Annotated in this window: 19 protein-coding genes; 5 read left to right on the top strand and 14 right to left on the bottom strand. The window is 67.0% G+C overall.

What is annotated here, in order from left to right; all coding sequences use genetic code 11:
- Positions 1-501 (bottom strand): DUF1249 domain-containing protein, encoded by a 501-nt coding sequence (locus tag E2F46_RS10585; RefSeq protein ID WP_133322057.1) that lies wholly within the window; start codon positions 499-501, stop codon positions 1-3.
- Positions 502-609: 108 nt separating this feature from the next.
- Positions 610-1431: a posphoenolpyruvate synthetase regulatory kinase/phosphorylase PpsR gene (gene ppsR / locus E2F46_RS10580; protein ID WP_133322056.1), complete on the bottom strand. Its 822-nt coding sequence runs from the start codon at positions 1429-1431 to the stop codon at positions 610-612.
- 125 nt (positions 1432-1556) lie between these two features.
- Here ppsR and ppsA point away from each other — a divergent pair, with 125 nt between their 5' ends.
- Together ppsA and E2F46_RS10570 are read left to right on the top strand one after the other, a co-directional pair.
- The gene (ppsA, locus tag E2F46_RS10575) at positions 1557-3947 is read left to right on the top strand and encodes a phosphoenolpyruvate synthase (protein WP_133322055.1); all 2391 of its coding nucleotides are present in this window, start codon (positions 1557-1559) and stop codon (positions 3945-3947) included.
- Positions 3948-4054: 107 nt separating this feature from the next.
- Entirely contained in the window at positions 4055-4921 is an 867-nt protein-coding gene (locus E2F46_RS10570) for a mechanosensitive ion channel family protein (RefSeq protein ID WP_243720396.1), read from the top strand.
- Positions 4922-4941: 20 nt separating this feature from the next.
- On the opposite strand, the gene orn is transcribed toward E2F46_RS10570, so the two are convergent.
- Complete coding sequence (gene orn, locus E2F46_RS10565; protein ID WP_133322053.1) at positions 4942-5511, bottom strand: oligoribonuclease; 570 nt, start codon at positions 5509-5511, stop codon at positions 4942-4944.
- Between the two features lie 61 nt (positions 5512-5572).
- On the opposite strand from orn, the gene E2F46_RS10560 reads away from it, so the two are divergent.
- Entirely contained in the window at positions 5573-6052 is a 480-nt protein-coding gene (locus tag E2F46_RS10560) for a DUF2721 domain-containing protein (protein WP_243720390.1), read from the top strand.
- A gap of 4 nt (positions 6053-6056) precedes the next feature.
- Here the strand turns inward: E2F46_RS10560 and tadA are convergent, their stop codons facing one another.
- From tadA to E2F46_RS10535, 5 genes are all read right to left on the bottom strand, one after another.
- Positions 6057-6530: a tRNA adenosine(34) deaminase TadA gene (gene tadA, locus E2F46_RS10555; RefSeq protein ID WP_133322052.1), complete on the bottom strand. Its 474-nt coding sequence runs from the start codon at positions 6528-6530 to the stop codon at positions 6057-6059.
- 77 nt (positions 6531-6607) lie between these two features.
- Positions 6608-8173, bottom strand: a complete 1566-nt coding sequence (gene guaA / locus E2F46_RS10550) for a glutamine-hydrolyzing GMP synthase (RefSeq protein ID WP_133322051.1) — start codon at positions 8171-8173, stop codon at positions 6608-6610.
- Entirely contained in the window at positions 8170-8481 is a 312-nt protein-coding gene (locus tag E2F46_RS10545) for a hypothetical protein (RefSeq protein WP_133322050.1), read from the bottom strand. Before E2F46_RS10545 ends, guaA begins: the two co-directional genes overlap by 4 nt.
- Positions 8482-8484: 3 nt before the next feature.
- A complete protein-coding gene (guaB, locus tag E2F46_RS10540; protein ID WP_133322049.1) occupies positions 8485-9942 on the bottom strand; it encodes an IMP dehydrogenase in 1458 nt (485 codons plus the stop codon).
- 79 nt (positions 9943-10021) lie between these two features.
- Complete coding sequence (locus E2F46_RS10535; protein WP_133322048.1) at positions 10022-11146, bottom strand: PQQ-dependent sugar dehydrogenase; 1125 nt, start codon at positions 11144-11146, stop codon at positions 10022-10024.
- 96 nt (positions 11147-11242) lie between these two features.
- Between E2F46_RS10535 and E2F46_RS10530 the strand changes: the two genes are divergently transcribed.
- Positions 11243-11746: a hypothetical protein gene (locus E2F46_RS10530; protein ID WP_133322047.1), complete on the top strand. Its 504-nt coding sequence runs from the start codon at positions 11243-11245 to the stop codon at positions 11744-11746.
- Between the two features lie 49 nt (positions 11747-11795).
- Here E2F46_RS10530 and E2F46_RS10525 read toward each other — a convergent pair whose 3' ends face one another.
- On the bottom strand, positions 11796-12641 hold the full coding sequence (locus E2F46_RS10525) for a cytochrome c oxidase assembly protein (RefSeq protein WP_165967436.1): 846 nt from the start codon (positions 12639-12641) through the stop codon (positions 11796-11798).
- 69 nt (positions 12642-12710) lie between these two features.
- On the opposite strand from E2F46_RS10525, the gene E2F46_RS10520 reads away from it, so the two are divergent.
- The gene (locus E2F46_RS10520) at positions 12711-13202 is read left to right on the top strand and encodes a CopD family protein (protein ID WP_133322045.1); all 492 of its coding nucleotides are present in this window, start codon (positions 12711-12713) and stop codon (positions 13200-13202) included.
- Here the strand turns inward: E2F46_RS10520 and E2F46_RS10515 are convergent.
- The 5 genes from E2F46_RS10515 to folD all read right to left on the bottom strand — a co-directional run bounded on the left by E2F46_RS10515 (position 13172) and on the right by folD (position 18287).
- Positions 13172-13693, bottom strand: coding sequence for a DUF2231 domain-containing protein (locus E2F46_RS10515; protein WP_133322044.1), 522 nt, complete (start codon positions 13691-13693; stop codon positions 13172-13174). The genes E2F46_RS10520 and E2F46_RS10515 overlap by 31 nt on opposite strands.
- Positions 13694-13703: 10 nt before the next feature.
- Positions 13704-14042: a hypothetical protein gene (locus E2F46_RS10510; protein ID WP_133322043.1), complete on the bottom strand. Its 339-nt coding sequence runs from the start codon at positions 14040-14042 to the stop codon at positions 13704-13706.
- A complete protein-coding gene (gene ctaD, locus E2F46_RS10505) occupies positions 14039-16573 on the bottom strand; it encodes a cytochrome c oxidase subunit I (RefSeq protein ID WP_133322042.1) in 2535 nt (844 codons plus the stop codon). The genes E2F46_RS10510 and ctaD overlap by 4 nt, the downstream gene beginning before the upstream one ends.
- The gene (gene coxB / locus E2F46_RS10500) at positions 16570-17238 is read right to left on the bottom strand and encodes a cytochrome c oxidase subunit II (protein ID WP_243720389.1); all 669 of its coding nucleotides are present in this window, start codon (positions 17236-17238) and stop codon (positions 16570-16572) included. Before coxB ends, ctaD begins: the two co-directional genes overlap by 4 nt.
- 176 nt (positions 17239-17414) lie before the next feature.
- Positions 17415-18287 carry a bifunctional methylenetetrahydrofolate dehydrogenase/methenyltetrahydrofolate cyclohydrolase FolD gene (gene folD, locus E2F46_RS10495; protein ID WP_133322041.1) on the bottom strand — a complete coding sequence of 291 codons (873 nt, stop codon included), beginning with the start codon at positions 18285-18287 and terminating at the stop codon, positions 17415-17417.
- Between the last annotated feature and the right edge of the window lie 86 nt (positions 18288-18373).

The raw sequence follows: 18373 nt of genomic DNA, 5'->3' as shown, positions 1-18373 counted from the left end.
TCAGTCTTCCAGCAACGCATCCGGCAGCATGTCCTGCCCCGCCGCCGGATGCAGGGTGGCCACGCCGTGGCCGCGCTCGGCAAGGTACTGCAACCACTTGCCGAGGAAGGTATTCATGCGCAGCCGGTGGTCCACCACTTCCGCGGGCGGCGGGTACATGCCGATGACATCCTGCCAGCGACGCCCGACGTAGCAGTGGGTGGCTTCCGCCTGGCGGGCGTCGCGATACAGGCGCAGGTGCGCGGAGGGATCGGGTTCGCCGGTCACCGGATCGAGCATGGCGTAGCTCAGCCGCAGTTCGGTGGTGTACGGATGCTGTTCGATCACGTCGAGCCGCACGTCGACCCCGTCGCCGATCCGCGACACGTACGTGCCCGCGGCCAGGTCGGCGGGTTCGAACAGGCGCGTGATGTGCCGGAAGTTCTCCGCGTACAGCCCCATCAGCCAACCGAAGCGGGTCAGGCCAGGAATGCGGACGTGTCGGGAAAGCACCGGTTGCATGGCTCGATCCTACACGCTGCCGCTGCGTGCGGGCAGCATTGACGACCGCGCACCCGGCGCATAACGTGGGTGTTCTGCACGCTGCGTTCATGCAGCGGGTACGCCGGCTCAGAACATGCCGCGCTGGATGCCCAGGGTGCTCATCACCTTGCTTGCGATTTCCTCGATCGAGGTATGCGTGGTACTTAGCACCGGGATGCGCTCGGCGCGGAACATGGCTTCCGCAGCCGCCACCTCGCGCTTGCAGGTTTCCAGCTTCGCGTAGCCTGAGTTGGGCCGGCGCTCCTGGCGGATCTGCTGCAAGCGCACCGGGTCGATGGTCAGTCCGAACAGCTTGCCGCGGTGCGCGCGCAGACGGGGCGGCAGACGGTCGTGCTCGAGGTCTTCCTCGGTCAACGGATAGTTTGCCGCACTCACGCCGTGGTGGAGCGCGAGGTACACGCAGGTCGGCGTCTTGCCGGCGCGCGATACCGCCACCAGGATCAGGTCCGCGTCGTCGTAGTTGATCGACATGCCGTCATCGTGGGTCAACGCGAAATTGATGGCATCGATGCGGCGGTGGTAGCTGTCGAAATCGACCATGCCGTGGGCCTGCCCCACGCGCGCCAGTCGCGACTGGCCGAGCTCCTGTTCCAGCGGCGCGATGAATGGCTCGAACACATCGAGCATCAGCGCCCCGCTTCCTGCGATCAGCCGGCTCAGCTCCGGGTCGACGCAGGAATTGACCACGATCGGGCGCACGCCATGTGCCTCCCCCGCCGCCCGGATCCGCTCGGCCGCCTCGCCTGCACGCTCGGTGGAATCGACGAACGCAATGCGGTGGGTGGTGAAATCGGTTCCCGAGAACTGGGTCAGCAGGCTGTGACCAATGGTTTCGGCCGTGATACCGGTGCCATCTGACACGTAGAACACGGGACGGGATGCGCTCAACGCAGTGGCTCCATGTCGGATCTCTCGTAGTTCCAGGGTGCCGTGGCCCCGGTCCGGGCTAAAATAACGTTTCAGGTCGGCGACTGCCCGACTTTTCGCGTGTTCGACCCCTCCGGAGCGCCGTTTTGAGCAACCCTGACCCGTCCGCCAACATCCTCTGGCTGCAAGACCTGCGCCTGTCCGACCTTGCCAGCGTCGGCGGCAAGAACTCCTCGCTTGGCGAGATGATCGGCAACCTCGCCCGGCTGGGCGTCTCGGTCCCCGGTGGCTTCGCCACCACGGCGGACGCGTTCAAGGCGTTCATCGCCCACAACGACCTGCACCAGCGCATCTACGACCGCCTGTCCACGCTCGATGTCGAAGACGTGCCTGCGCTGACGGCGGCCGGTGGCGAGATCCGGGGCTGGGTGATCGATGCGCCGCTGCAGCCCGGACTGGACGCAGATGTCCGCAGCGCGTATGCAACGCTGTGCCGCGAGAACGGCGGCGGCGACGTCGCGGTGGCGGTGCGCTCGTCGGCCACCGCGGAAGACCTGCCCGACGCCAGCTTCGCCGGACAGCAGGAAACCTTCCTCAACGTGACCGGTGCCGACGATGTGGTGCACAAGGTCAAGGAGGTCTTCGCCAGCCTCTACAACGACCGCGCCATCGCCTATCGCGTGCACCACGGCTTCAAGCACGAGGACGTGTTCCTGTCGGCCGGCGTGCAGCTGATGGTGCGCTCGGACGTCGGCGCCTCGGGCGTGCTGTTCACGCTGGACACCGAATCCGGCTTCCGCGACGTGGTGTTCGTGACGTCGAGTTTAGGCCTGGGCGAAATGGTCGTGCAGGGCGCGGTGAACCCGGACGAGTTCTACGTCTACAAGCCCACGCTGCGGCAGGGCAAACCGGCGATCCTGCGCCGTTCCATCGGCGCCAAGCAGTTGCGGATGGTCTATTCCGACCAGCCCGGCGAACGCGTGCGCACCGAAGACACGCCCGCTGAACTGCGCAACACCTTCTCGATCACCGACGAAGACGTGCATGAACTCTCGAAGCAGGCGTTGGTGATCGAACAGCACTACGGCCGCCCGATGGACATCGAATGGGCGAAGGACGGCGTGAGCGGCAAGCTGTTCATCGTGCAGGCGCGCCCTGAAACGGTGAAGTCGCGCGCCAAGGCCACCCAGATCGAACGCTTCGTGCTGGAGCAGCGCGGGACGGTGGTGGCCGAGGGTCGCGCCATCGGCCAGAAGATCGGCAGCGGCGTGGCCCGCGTGGTGCGCTCGCTGGACGACATGGCCCGTGTGCAGCCCGGCGACGTACTGGTCGCCGACATGACCGACCCCGACTGGGAGCCGGTGATGAAGCGCTCGGCGGCGATTGTCACCAACCGCGGCGGTCGCACCTGCCACGCCGCGATCATCGCGCGCGAGCTGGGCGTGCCCGCGGTGGTCGGCACCGGCAATGCACTCGACCAGATCGAGGACGGCAAGCCGGTGACGGTCAGCTGCGCCGAGGGCGACACCGGCTTCATCTACGACGGCACCCTGCCCTTCGAGCGCATCACCACCGACCTGTCGTCGATGCCGGAAGCGCCGCTGAAGATCATGATGAACGTCGCCAACCCGGAACGCGCGTTCGACTTCGGCCAGTTGCCCAACGCCGGCATCGGCCTGGCGCGACTGGAGATGATCATCGCCGCGCACATCGGCGTGCATCCGAATGCACTGCTGCAGTACGACCGCCAGGATGCCGCTACCCGCAAGCAGATCGACGACAAGATCGTCGGTTACGCCTCCCCGGTGGAGTTCTACATCGAGCGGCTGAAGGAAGGCATCGCCACACTCACCGCCTCGGTAGCACCGAACCCGGTGATCGTACGGCTGTCGGACTTCAAGTCGAACGAATACGCCAACCTGATCGGTGGCCCGAACTTCGAGCCGCACGAAGAGAACCCCATGATCGGCTTCCGCGGCGCCAGCCGCTACGTCGACGCTTCGTTCGCTGACGCGTTCGCGTTGGAATGCAAGGCCGTGCTGCGCGTGCGCAACGAGATGGGTCTCGAGAACCTGTGGGTGATGATTCCGTTCGTCCGCACCCTCGACGAGGGTCGGAAGGTGGTCGAGGTCTTGGCGAAAAACGGGCTGCGCCAGGGCGAGAACGGGCTGAAGATCATCATGATGTGCGAAGTGCCGTCGAACGCGCTGCTGGCCGAGGAGTTCCTGGAGATCTTCGACGGCTTCTCGATCGGCTCGAACGACCTGACGCAGCTGACGCTGGGCCTGGACCGCGACTCGTCCATCGTCGCCCACCTGTTCGACGAGCGCGATCCAGCGGTGAAGAAGCTGCTGTCGATGGCCATCCAGACCGCGCGCGCCAAGGGCAAGTACGTCGGCATTTGCGGCCAGGGGCCCAGCGACCATCCGGATCTTGCGCAGTGGCTGATGGAAGAAGGCATCGAGTCCGTGTCGCTCAATCCCGATACCGTGGTCGATACCTGGCTGAAACTGGCGAAGGCCAGGTCGGGGCACTGACGCCCACGTCACGATCACGCCGCAGCCGCTAGGCTGCGGCCATCGGACATGGACGGGCGTTCGCCCGTTGCGGATGTCCCGGACAACGGAGCCTGCACTTGGAATCGATGGCGCAGCTGTTGCGCGATGGCGCGTGGACTGCATTGGCGATGCACTGGGGCCTGCGGATCGTCTTTGCCCTGGTGGTGCTGCTGATCGGCATCAAGATCGCGCGCTGGCTCTCGGGCGTGGCCGAACGCGGGATGACCCGCGGGCACATGGAGCCGACGGCAGTCGGCTTCCTGCGCAAGGTGGTGTACGTGGCGCTGCTGGTCGTCCTGGCATTGACCGTACTGCAGGTGGTGTTCGGCGTAGCGCCGACTTCGATGATCGCCGTGCTGGGCGCGGCAGGCCTCGCGATCGGCCTGGCCTTGAAGGATTCGCTGTCGAACGTCGCATCCGGCGTGATGCTGGTCTCGCTGAAACCGTTCCGCGTCGGCGACATCGTCACCGTCCACGGCACCACCGGGCGCGTCGAGGACATCAGCATCTTCCAGACCCAGCTGCGTGGCGCCGACAACCAGACCATCGTGCTGCCCAACAGCCTGGTCACCCGCGATTCGATCATCAACCTCACGCCGGACACCAAGCGCCGCGTGGAACTGGTCATCGGCATCAGCTATGACGCCAGCATCAAGCAGGCGAGAGAGATCGTCATGGAGATCATGGTGGCCGACGAGCGCATCCTGCCGGACCCTGCCGCCGACGTGCTGGTGTACGCGCTGGGCGACAGCAGCGTGGACCTGGGCATCCGCTGCCATGTCGCAAACGCCGACTTCTTCGCCACCAAGTGCGCGCTGACCGAGCGCATCAAGCTTGCGTTCGACGAAGCCGGGATCGGCATCCCCTACCCGCAGCGCGACGTGCACGTGTACCGCCATGAGGTCAGCGCGCCCCCGCCGAAGCCCGCCAGCGAGCCCATTCCTACCGCTTGACGACCCGATGCGCGGGCGTGTCAGCCCGATGCAAGCGCGGCGAGATGATGCCGGTAGTGGCGCAGTTCGTCGATGGAATCACGCACATCGCTGAGCGCCGTATGCGCGGATGCCTTGCGCACCCCGGCCAGCACCTGTGGGGCCCAGCGCCGCGCAAGTTCCTTCAGGGTGCTCACGTCGAGATTGCGGTAATGGAAGTATTTTTCCAGCGTGGGCATCTGTCGATGCAGGAAGCGGCGATCCTGGCAGATGGAATTGCCGCACATCGGCGACTGGTTGGCACCCACCCATTCGCGCAGGAATGCCAGCGTCTTCGCCTCGGCCTCCGCCATCGGCACGCCCTCCTCCAGCACCCGGCGCCATAGACCCGACTTGCCGTGCTGGTTCCGGTTCCACTCGTCCATGGCCTCCAAGGCGTCGAGCGGATGCGCGATCGCGAACTCCGGCCCTTCCGCCAGGACGTTGAGTTCGGAATCGGTGACGACGGTGGCGATCTCGAGGATCGAATCGCGGTCCGTGTCGAGGCCTGTCATCTCGAGATCGATCCAGATCAGGCGACCGGTGCCCTCGACAGGTTTCTGCTCAGCCATTCGCTCGCGGTCCGGGTGGCGACACGGCATGATAACGCAGCCCCCGTGCCGAGCCGGACACATGTTGCAGAACGCCGCCCTGAGCCACTACGCCATCCTCACCGCGATGCTGGCGCCCGCCTTCTTCCTGACTGCCACGGCGGCACTGCTCGCGTCCGCCAACGCGCGACTGGCGCGCATCATCGATCGTGCAAGGCAACTCCTCAAGGACCTCGCGTCCAGCGAAGACGCGGAAGCCCGCACGCTGCTGGAACGCCGCATCAAGGTCCAGCGCCGCCGCAGCATGATCATCCTGCGTGCCAGCCAGATGCTGTACGTGGCCATCGCCTGCTTCGTCGCCACCAGCCTGCTGGTCGCACTGGACTCGTACTTCGACCATGTCTTCGGGCCTTGGCCGACCATCATGGCGGTGCTTGGCGTGCTGTCGATGTTCGGCTCAAGCCTGTTGCTGGCCAGCGAGGCTTCGATGGCCGTGCGCGCGGTCAACGACGAGATGGACGACGCCCACCGGAACGCCAACCGGCGCAGCCCATTGCTCTGATCGGCTACCGCGGGGGCTTGCCGCGCTTGGCGCGGAAATAGTTGCTCAACCTGCGGCTGGCCTCGTCGCCCAGCACCCCGCCGCGCACCTCGATGCGATGGTTGTGGCGCGGGTCCGCCACCAGGTCGAAGACGCTGCCGCAGGCGCCGGTCTTGGGGTCGGTGGCACCAAAGACCAGTCGCGCGATCCGGGCATGCACCATCGCCATCGCGCACATCGCGCAGGGTTCGAGGGTCACGTACAGCGTGCAGTCGACCAGTCGGTGGTTGCCCAGCGCCTTGCCCGCGGCGCGCATCGCCATGATCTCGGCATGCGCCGACGGGTCGTGGTCGACGATGTTCCGGTTCCAGCCTTCGCCGAGCACCTCGCCCGCTGGCGAGACCAGCACCGCGCCCACCGGAATCTCGTCGAACTCCTGCTCGGCACGATCGGCCAGCATGAAGGCACGCCGCATCCAGTGTTCGTCGTTCGTGTCCATCGATCCGGAATCGCTCACGCCACGCCCTGCTCGATTGCCATGCGGCAGGTGCCGGGGCCCGCCATGGCCGGGCCCACCTATTCCCACTCGATGGTCGCCGGCGGCTTGCCGCTGATGTCGTAGACCACGCGGGAGATGCCGCGCAGTTCGTTGATGATGCGGTTGCTCACCGTCCCGAGGAAGTCATACGGAAGGTGCGCCCAGTGCGCGGTCATGAAGTCGATGGTCTCCACCGCGCGCAATGCGATGACCCATTCGTAGGCCCGGGCATCGCCCACCACGCCCACCGACTTCACCGGCAGGAACACGGCAAAAGCCTGGCTGGTCTTGTCGTACAGGTCGGCCTTGCGCAACTCCTCGATGAAGATGGCATCGGCCCGCGCCAGCAGCTCGGCGTACTCCCGCTTCACTTCGCCGAGGATGCGCACGCCCAGCCCCGGGCCGGGGAACGGATGGCGGTAGACCATCGTCCGCGGCAGGCCGAGTTCCACGCCCAGCCGTCGCACTTCGTCCTTGAACAGTTCGCGCAGCGGCTCCACCAGGCCCAACTTCATGTGCTCGGGCAGGCCACCGACGTTGTGGTGGCTCTTGATGACATGCGCCTTGCCGGTCTTGCTCCCGGCCGACTCGATCACGTCCGGGTAGATGGTGCCCTGCGCCAGCCAGCGCGCATTCGCCAGCCGGCTCGACTCTTCCTCGAAGATCTCGACGAACAGGTTGCCGATGATCTTGCGCTTGGCCTCGGGGTCGGCCACGCCTTCCAGCGCCTCGAAATAGCGATCGGCGGCATCGACGCGGACGACCTTGACGCCCATGTGCTCGGCGAACATCGCCATGACCTGGTCGCCTTCCTGCCAGCGCAGCAGGCCGGTATCGACGAACACGCAGGTCAGCTGTTCGCCGATGGCCTTGTGCAGCAGCGCGGCGACGACCGAAGAATCCACCCCACCCGACAGGCCCAGGATCACCTCGTCCGAACCGACCTGCTGTCTTACGCGCGCGATCTGGTCGTCGATGATGTTGGCTGCGGTCCACAGCGTCTGGCAGCCGCACACATCCACCACGAAGCGACGCAGCAGCGTCTGCCCCTGCAACGTATGCGTGACTTCGGGATGGAACTGCACGCCGTACCAGTGCTTGTCTTCGTTGGCCATCGCCGCAACCGGGATGCGGTCCGTGGTCGCGGTGACGGTGAAGCCCGGCGGCACCTCGGACACATGGTCGCCGTGGCTCATCCACACATTGAGTCGCGACTCGCCGGGGTGGTCGGTGAGGCCGGAGAACAGGGCATCGGCATGCACCACATCGACCTCGGCATGGCCGAACTCGCGCTGGTCGGCGGCCTCGGTGGCGCCGCCCAGCTGCGCGGCCAGGGTCTGCATGCCGTAGCAGATGCCGAGGATCGGCAGGTCGCTGTCGAACGCCTGCTGCGGTGCCCTGGGGGCGCCGGGCAGCGTGGTCGATTCCGGCCCGCCGGAGAAGATGATCCCCTTGGCACCGAAGGCGGCGATCTCGGCCGGGTCGTGGTCCCAGGCCCAGATCTCGCAGTACACCCCGATCTCGCGGATGCGGCGGGCAATCAGCTGCGTGTATTGCGCGCCGAAATCGAGGATCAGGATCTTGTCGGTATGGATATTGGTCATTTCAACTTCGATCTTCCATTTGGCACGATGTTCCGGAAGTGCCACGTCCAGAAAAGCGCGGGAATCAGGGAAATTCCTACACCCTTCGTGACCAGTGACATCGTGGCCGCACCATTCGCTTCGGGTGATGGCGCAGTAATCGTGAAGTAGTAAAGCCCGACTGACATGCATAGCGGCCAGGCAAGAATCGAAAACGCGTAACGCGCCCAACGTACCTTCAGGTCGACGGCAGCACTCGCGATCAAGAATGTCGGCAGCAGTAGCAGCATCACCACGCCTGCCAATCTCCACAGCAACTCCTGCGTCATGCCTCACCCCATCCGGTAGTTCGGCGGTTCCTTGGTGATCTGCACGTCGTGGACGTGGCTTTCGCGCTGGCCGGCACCGGTGATCTTCACGAACTCCGGCTTCTTGCGCATTTCCTCGACGGTCGCGCAGCCCACGTAGCCCATCGTCGCGCGCAGGCCGCCGGCCAGTTGATGCACCACGCCCGAAAGCGGGCCACGGTATGGCACGCGGCCTTCGATGCCCTCGGGGACCAGCTTGTCGGCATCGGCCGAGTCCTGGAAGTAGCGGTCCTTGGATCCCTTCTCCATCGCGCCCAGCGAGCCCATGCCGCGGTAGCTCTTGTAGCTGCGGCCCTGGAACAGCTCGGTTTCGCCGGGCGATTCCTCGGTGCCGGCGAACAGGCCGCCGATCATGATGGTCGAGGCACCAGCAGCGATGGCCTTGCCGAGGTCGCCCGAGTAGCGGATGCCGCCGTCGGCGATCAGCGGGATCCGGTCCTGCAACGCCTCGGCCACCATCGACACCGCGGTGACCTGCGGCACGCCGACGCCCGCGACCATGCGCGTGGTACAGATCGAGCCGGGGCCCACGCCCACCTTCACCGCATCGGCGCCGGCATCCATCAGCGCCAGCGCGGCATCGCCGCTCACGATGTTGCCGCCGATCACCTGGAGCTTCGGATACTGCTTCTTGATCCAGGCCACGCGATCCAGCACGCCCTGCGAATGGCCGTGCGCGGTATCGACGATCACCACGTCCACGCCGGCCGCGACCAGCAACTCGATCCGGCGCTCGGTATCGCCACCCACGCCGACCGCGGCACCGACCAGCAACTGCTCGTCGTCGTCGTACGCGGCATTCGGGTTGTCGCTCTTCTTCTGGATGTCCTTGACCGTGATCAGGCCGCGCAGCTCGAAGGCATCGTTGACCACCAGCACCTTTTCGATGCGGTGCTTGTGAAGCAGGCCGATGACTTCGTCGTCGCTCGCACCCTCACGCACCGTGACCAGCTTCTCCTTGCGGGTCATGATGTTGCGCACCGGATCATCGAGCTTCTTCTCGAAGCGCATGTCGCGCCCGGTGACGATGCCCACCAGCTGTCCATCGTCGACCACGGGCACGCCGGAAATGCGACGCGCGCGGGTGAGCTTGAGCACCTCGCCAATGGTGGTCTGCGGGCCGACGGTGAACGGCTCGCGGATCACGCCGGCCTCGAAGTTCTTGACCTGCTGCACCTCGGCGGCCTGGCGCTCGGCACTGAGGTTCTTGTGCACGATGCCGATGCCGCCCAGCTGGGCCATGGCGATGGCCAGGCGCGCTTCCGTCACGGTGTCCATCGCCGCCGACACGATCGGCAGGTTCAGGCGCAGGGACTTGGTGAGATGGGTCGCCAGCGACACGTCCTTGGGCAGGACGGCGGAATGGGCGGGGACGAGCGAAACGTCGTCGTACGTCAGTGCTTCAGCCTTGATGCGGAGCATCGGCAGTCCCGGGGGTGGTGGGGAAGCACGGCATTATACCGCCCCCTGCCCCCTTCCCGCAGGCTCCCCCGACGCGGAATCAGCCTGCCCCCGGCACCAGCCGGATCACGCGGCCGTCCTTTTCGTCGGTGGCGAGGTAAACGGCGCCGTCCGGCCCCACCCGCACATCGCGCATGCGCTCGCCCAGGTCTTCCAGCAATACGTGCTGGCGCCCCGGCTGGCCGCCGGACATCTCGACGCGGCGCAGGCTCTTCTCGGCCAGGGCCGCCACCAGCAGGCTGCCGCGCCATTGCGGGAACAGTTCGCCATCGTAGAGCGCCAGCCCCGCGGGCGCGATCGACGGCGTCCAGACCAAGAGCGGCTGCTCCATGCCCTCGCGCTCGGTGAACGGAGAGATCAGGGCACGGCTGTAGTCCCGACCGTAGGTGATGACCGGCCAGCCGTAGTTCATGCCTGGCTCGACCAGGTTGATCTCGTCACCGCCGCGTGGGCCATGCTCGTGCGACAGCAGTCGGTCGCCATCCAGCACCAAGCCCTGCACATGGCGGTGGCCATAGCTGTAGATCTCGGGCAGTACGCCCTCCCGGCCGACGAAGGGGTTGTCACGGGGCACGCTGCCGTCGGCATTGATGCGGACGATGGTGCCCATGTGGCTGTCGAGCTTCTGCGATTCCTCGCGGAAGAAGAAGCCATCCCCGAGGCCAAGCAACAAAGTGCCGTCGGACAACTTCAACATCCTGCCGCCGGCGTGCGCGTCGCCCGACTTCGCCGGTTGCGTGGTGAAGATGGGCGTGACATCGCTCAGGCGACGACCATCGAATACGGCCCGCACGATGCGGGTGTGGTTGGCATCCTTGTCGCCGTGCGCGAACGACAGGTACAGCACGCCGCTTTCGGCGAAGTCTCGCGCGGGCAACACTTCGAACAGTCCGGCCTGCCCGGAATGGAAGATGGGTGGCAACCCCTCGACCGGCGCCTCATGAAGCTTGCCATCCTCGATCACGCGCAGACGGCCCGGGTGCTCCGTCACCAGCATCCGTCCATCGGGCAGGAAGGCGATCGACCAGGGATTCTCGAGTCCCTCGGCAACGGTTTCGACGCGGACATCCTGCGCCAACGCCAACGGGGCTGCGACGAGGCACGCGCCTGCAACCAGCCATCGACGCAATCCGGACACCCATCGTTGCAAACCATCCTGCGCCATCACCAGACCTCCACCGTTGCAGCGTGACAATCGCGACACGCATTGCATGCATCGCGTGCGTTGGCGCCATTGCCTCACACGCCGGGAGAAAGCATCGTGAAGAACCTGCTGTCGGGACGTACCATCCTCGCATTCATCGCCGCAGTGCTGCTGGCCATCGTGGTGGGCGCGCTGGTGCAGAGCCATTACAACCTGCAGGCGCTTGCGTCGATTGGCGTCGACGTCGATGGCGTGCGCATCGACACGATGATGCGCGACCTCTTCAGTGGGTTCTCGCCCACCTACGGCGGTTACATCGTGGCGCCGGCATTGCTGGTCGCATTCCTGGTGGCAGGCTGGCTCTCGGGCCTACGTCCCGGCCTGCGCATCGGTCTTTACATGCTCGGTGGTTATCTCGCGGTCCTCGCGGCGATCCCGCTGGTGAATTTCCTGTCCCCGGTGGCGTTGCTGGTGGGCGCCTCGCGCGAGACCAGTGCCACGTTCCTGATGGCCGTCGGCGGCGCGCTGGGCGGACTGCTGTTCGCATTCCTCACCCGACCAGCGGCACGACGTCGCGATTCGCGCGAGGAGATCGCGTCGATGCGCGCGATGCCTAGGTAACGTCCGCCTCGGGTGGGAGAACCCCCGGCAGCCATGCCCACGACACCGGTCATCCCGGTCGTCGCTCCATCCGCCTGAACTCCCGTGCCAGTAGCCAGACGGCACCGACGAGGTAAGGCAAGGCGGACGGCACCCACATGATCAGCCCGGCCAACTGCTGGTCGTCGAAGGCCGTGATGCCCAGCTCCGCCGCGCGGTCCGCATACACCGGATGGAGGATGCGTCGCGAAAACACCAGCAGCGCGCCCAGGAAGCCCATCTGCATCATCACGACCACGATCGCGATCGCGCCCGACAGAGCGCCCGAGGCGTCGTCGCGGATGCGCTGCCAGAGCAACGTCCACAACCACAACCCGGCGAGCAGGAAACTGCCGTGCATCAGCCAGTGCGCCGGCTCGCTTCGCATGACCAGTGCGAGGGCCGCCGGGGCATGCCAGCCCCACATCACCGCCACGTTGGCGGAGGTCGCCAGGGCCAGCGTGCGACTGAAGGGCGCCTGCAGCGGATGCAACACACGATGCAGCGCCTTCGACCAGCGCGGCGGCAGCGCCGCAGCCAGGACCGCCAACGGTCGCCCCGCCAGCAACAGCGGCGGCGCGAGTGCCAGCAGCAGCATGTGCTGCCCCATGTGCGCGGAAAGCAGCCATGCGCCATACGCGTCCACCGGCCACACCATGGCCAGCACCAGCACGCCGGTGCCGGCGAAGAACGACGCCGCTTCCGCGATCGAGATCCCCCGCCCGGCATGCCCCCCGCGCCACAGGCGCGACAACCCGATCCCGTACAGCGCGATCACCAGCAGCAACGCAGGTACCACCGGCGACAGCGACCACGCCGTGGCCAGCGTCGGCACCTCGCCGGGCAGTTCGCCTGCCGCCCACACCGGATGCGGCAAGATGACGGCTGATGCGGCGACGCAGGCCTTGCGCCCGCCCCGCCCCCGCACCCGCACGGAGCCCGCCCCATGTATTTCTGGCTGAAAGTCGCGCACATCGCCTGCATGGCCGTCTGGTTCACCGGGCTGTTCTTCCTGCCGCGGCTGTTCGTCGCGCGTCATCGCCGCGAACGCGATGCCCGCGCCGGATTCTTCAACCCGGTGGCCAACCGCCTGTTCTTCCGCATCACCACGCCCGCCGGCGTACTGGCGATCGCGTTCGGCATGGCGCTGATCCCGTGGGTCGAGCCCAGCGCCTGGCTGGTGGCGAAACTGGGCGTGGTCACGCTGGCGGTGCTGCTGCACCTCACGCTGGGCCTGCACCTGTACGCCCTGGGCCATGGACGCGACAACCACAGCGCCCCGTTCTATCGCATGCTGGGTTGGGTGCCATTGGTGCTGCTGCTGGCCGCGGCGGCACTCACCGGCGCCAAGCCGCGCACCGCCGGCGGACTGCCACCACCCGGCAGCGTGGTGGATGGCGGCCCGATTCATTCGCCGGGCGCGTCGTCGGCGCCGTAATCCTTGGCGGTGTGGCCGTACACGCCGATGCCGTGGCCGAAGGTCAGCGTGCCACCGAGCCAGCCGACCACGCCCACCATCAGCAGGCACAGCGACGACTGCACCACTGCCCACGGCCACACCGCCGCGGGTTCGCCTGCGCGCAGCCAGACGCCCAGCGCCGCAAGCGCCAGCAGCATCACGCCCGCCACGAAATGGTTCCAGACGGAGACATGCCGTCGCGCGATGCGGATCAGGAACATGTCGAGGATGCCGAACACCGCCGCGAACAGTCCGCTGGCCAGTCCCATGAGGTTCAACCACCAGGACACGCGTGCCCAGAAATCGTCCTGGGTCCACAGGTAGGCCAGGTCTGACGGCAGCAGCAGGCTCAGGCACACCACCGGGTACACCACCAGGATCGGATGCAGCGGATGCCGCTTCACCGCCACCCGGCTTTCCACCGAAGGGCTGAGGTTCTCCGGGACGGGTTGTTCCAGCGTCTTGCGCATCATCGACTCCTCATCTGCAGGGTGGCAGCAGCAACACCGGCAGCACCGTGAATGCGATCGCCACTGCAGACAGTACGGACAGCCAGACCACCAGGCGCGCGGCGAATCGAGTGCCGCGTGGATCATCGGCGGCAGCGTCCAGCACGCGCCGTCCGTGAACGCCACTCCACGCGACTACGGCCCATGCAACAAGCGTCAATCCGGTGATGCCGGCGATGCCCGCCGGCTGGCTCCAGCCGCGTGCACAGACCAGCCCCTGCAGGCTGTAGACCGCCACGAAATGCAGCGCCCACCACACCATCGGTGCGGCGATCCAGCTGAAGCGGCGTGGGCGCGACGTACCCGTCATCCCTGTACCAACGGGAACAGGTGCACCACGGTCCAGCCGATGGCGGCCTGCGCCAGCGCGTAGCGCAGGAAGGTCGATGCCACGCGCCACTCGAGCGACCGTGCAGCGTCTACGTAGCCGCAGGCCATGCGCGCGATGGCGAAGCCCACCATCAGCACGGCGACGGCCACGTGCACCACGCAGAACCCCGCCAGCATCCACACCAGCGACGCGTAGGCATGCGCTTGCGGCACCCCGACCAATATCGACACCGCTGGTGGGTACAGCAGCAGGTAGCCGAGTGCTGCGAGTGCAGCCACGCCTGCGAGCCACATCGTGCGCGTGGTGCGCTGCGCCCTGAACGCGCGATCCGCAAGGTGGGACGACAACCAGGCGCCGCCGAGCATCGCGACAGCCACCACCGGGGCCAGTGCCAGCCGCGCGTCGCCGATGCCGGGCGGCGGCCAGGCGTCGGCGCCCAGCCACAAATAGAAGTACGCGAACACCAGCGATGCGAAGAGCGAGCCGTCGATCAGCATCGTCACCACCACGCCCCACCAGCCCGGCGCATTGCGGGCGGCATACTGCGACGGCAACTGCAAGCCCTGCCCCGCATCCACCCGCAAGGGCGCGCGTCGATGGCCGGTGGTCCAGGCCCAGGCCATGAAGGAGGCCGCCAGCGGCGGCACGCATGCGGCCGACAGCAGGTACTGCTTGGAGATGAAGAGTGCCAGCATCAGCGCGATCAGGGCGGCGCAGGCGATGGGCCACCACGAAGACGAGGAAATGAAGACAACCTGCTCAGGCTTGGCCGAGACCACGCCCGTGCCCAGCATTTCGCGGCGTCCGCTGGCCGGATCGCCCAGCCAGCCATCGGCCCGCGCGACGCGGGCGGCGAGACCGCGGTCCTGCCACAGCGGGTAGCGCGCCTCGACCCGAGGGATCGAGGCGAAGTTGTAGTTCGGCACCGGCTGTGGCACCGCCCATTCCAGCGTGCCCGCGCGCCAGGGATTGCCGCGCCCGCGGCGGCCATGCACGAAACACAGCGCGGCATCGACCAGGATCGCGATGATGCCCACCGCCAGCACGAAGCCCGCCGCCGTCGACAGCAGGTTGAGCCAGTGGACGCCCAGTTCCTCCGGATAGGTATAGGCGCGTCGCGGCATGCCCAGCAACCCGGTCAGGTGCATCGGCAGGAAAGTCAGGTTGAAGCCGATGAACACCAGCCAGAACGCAGTGCGGCTGGTGCTTTCCGACGGCATGCGCCCGCTGGCCAGCGGCAGCCAGTAGTACAGCCCGGCGAACAGCGGGAACATCATCCCGCCGATCAGCACGTAGTGCATGTGCGCGACCACGAAGTGCGTGTCGTGCGCCTGCCAGTCGAAGGGCACGAAGGCCAGCATCACCCCGGTCAGGCCGCCCAGCACGAACACGAAGAAGAAGCCGAAGATGTGCAGCATCGGGACCCTGAGCCACGGTCGGCCAGACCATAGGGTCGCGATCCAGGCGAACACCTGGATCGCGGTCGGGATCGCCACCGCCATGCTGGCCGCGCTGAAGAACGCCAGCGCCAGCAGCGGGATGCCGACGGTGAACATGTGGTGCACCCACAGCCCGAAGCTCAGGAAACCCGTGCCCACCAGCGCCAGCACGATCCAGGTGTGGCCGACGATGGGCCGGCGCGCGAACGTCGCCACCACCATCGACACCACGCCCGCCGCGGGCAGGAAGATGATGTAGACCTCGGGGTGCCCGAACAGCCAGAACAGGTGCTGCCACAGCAGCGGGTCCCCGCCCAGCGCGGGGTCGAAGAACACGAAGCCGAACGCACGCTGGATCTCCAGCAGGATGCTGGCCAGGATCAGCGGCGGGAACCCGAGCGCGATCATGAAGGCCATCACCAGGATCGCCCAGGCGAACAGCGGCATGCGGCGGATGTCCATGCCGGGCGCACGGGTGACCAGGATCGCGACCACCAGCTCCACCGCCGCCGTCACCGCCGCGATCTCGGCGAAGGTCACGCCGATCAACCAGAAGTCCGGCCCCATGCCCGGCGAGAACGTGGCATCGGTCAGCGGCACGTACATGAACCAGCCACCGTCGGGCGCGGCATCGAACAGCAGGCTGGAATACAGGAACAGGCCGCCGAACAGGTAACACCACCAGCCGAACGCGCTCATCCGCGGGAATGGCAGGTCGCGCGCGCCGATCATCTTCGGCAGCAGGTACATCGCGAAGCCTTCCATCACCGGCACCGCGAACAGGAACATCATCGTCGTGCCATGCAGGGTCACGAACTGGTTGAAACGCTCCGGGTCCAGCACCTCGGCATCGAACCATGCCAGCTGCAGGCGAATGAACATCGACAGCAAGCCGCCAACCAGCATGAAGGCCAAACCGGCGGCGATGAAACGCAGGCCGACGGTGCCGTGGTTGACTGCGCGCAGTTGCCCGCGGACGCCGGGCTCGTTGCACCAGATGCGGTCCAGCTCGGCCAGGCGACGGTCGTGCTCCGCCGCATCGATCCCGGCGTGCGTGGCAGCATCGCTCATCGCAGGCCCTCCGCGGGATCGATGGCCGCCACGGCATTCGCCGAAATCCATGCGGACAGTTCGTCGGGATCGATCACCACCACCTCGAAGGCCATCGTGGCGTGGTCCAGCCCGCAGAACTCGGCGCACTGTCCGCGCATCGGGCCGGGTTGGTCGGCACGCAGGCGGATGACGTTGTCGCGGCCGGGGATGGCATCCATCTTGCCGCCCAGGCGCGGGATCCAGAAGCTGTGGATCACGTCCTCGCTACCGACACGGAACTCCACCATCTGTCCCAGCGGCAGCGCAAGCCGGTCGAGGGTCGAGCCGATCGTGCCACCTTCATCGTCCAGATAATCGAACTGCCATTGCCACTGCCTTGCGGTGACACGCACGACGAGCTCGGCATCGCTGCCGCGACCGGTCACCAGGTCGCTGGTGCGGGTGCCATAGACCAGCAGGGCCGCCAGGAGGACGGTCGGCACCAGTGCTCCGCCGACTACGATCATCTTCCGACCCGCCGCGGGGCGCAGGCCACGGCCTCGGCGCATCGCCAGCAGCACCAGCACCATGACCGCTGCCCAGACCGCCATCGCGGTGCCGAACATCAGCCACCAGGTCGTGGCGATGGCGTCCGCGGCCGGTCCCGCGGGATCGAGCGCGGATTGCGGGCCTGCACAGGCCACAAGCGCCGGCGCAAGGACGGCAACGGCGATAGCCGCGCGAACATTCAGTCTGGCTGCAACGATGATCCCCGTCCTCCGGCTGCCCGCGACGCATGGCCGAACCGGCCACACGCATCACTCAACAGTCTGAACAGGGCATCGTGAAGCCCGCGCGAGCCCGGGGCGCCGCGCCGGACTCAGGCGGCGCGCCTCGGCGTCGCCGCGTCGGCGGCTTCCAGCGTGTTCTGCATCAGCGTGGCGACGGTCATCGGGCCCACCCCACCAGGGACGGGCGTGATCCAGCTGGCACGCTGCGCCGCAGCCTCGAATGCGATGTCGCCGGTCAGGCGGCCATCCTCCAGCCGGTTGATGCCGACGTCGATCACCACCGCGCCCGGCTTCACCCACTCGCCGGGGATCAGCCCGGGTCGGCCCACCGCCACCACCAGGATGTCGGCCTCGCCGACGTGCCGCTGCAGCACCTCGCGCGGCGTGAACTTGTGGCAGCTGGTGACGGTGCAGCCGGCGATCAGCAGTTCCATCGCCATCGGCCTGCCGACGTGGTTGCTGACGCCGACGATGGTCGCGCTCTGCCCGCGCACCGGGCGGTCGGTGTAGGCCAGCAGCGTGGTGATGCCGCGCGGCGTGCACGGACGCAGGCCGAACTGGCGCAGCGCAAGGTGGCCGACGTTCTCGGGATGGAAGCCATCCACGTCCTTGCGCGGGTCGATGCGGTGGATCAGGTGGGTGGCGTCGGGGATGCCCGGCAGCGGCAACTGCACCAGGATGCCGTGCACGGCCGGATCGGCGTTGAGCCGGTCGATCAGCGCCAGCAGGTCGGCCTCGGACGTGCCGGCCGGCAGGTCATGGTCGAAGGCCTGGATGCCCACCTTTTCCGCGGCGCGGCGCTTGTTGCGCACGTAGGACTGCGAGGCCGGGTCGCTGCCCACCAGCACCACGGCCAGCCCCGGACGCGGCAGGCCCGTGGCCACGCGCGCATCGACGCGCGCCTTGAGTTCGTCCAGCAGGGAATCGGCAATACGCTTGCCGTCGAGGATGCGGGCGGTCATTGGTGGGCGTGGGAGCGGCGACGTGGGGCGGCATTGTCCCACAGGCCGGCGTTGGCCACCCCGTATCATGGCGACGCGAAACGAAC

The organism is Luteimonas aestuarii (assembly GCF_004357985.1).
GTDB classification, from domain to species: domain Bacteria; phylum Pseudomonadota; class Gammaproteobacteria; order Xanthomonadales; family Xanthomonadaceae; genus Luteimonas; species Luteimonas aestuarii.
Note: the sequence above shows the minus strand (reverse complement) of the source record. Positions and strands in the feature narration are given on the sequence as shown.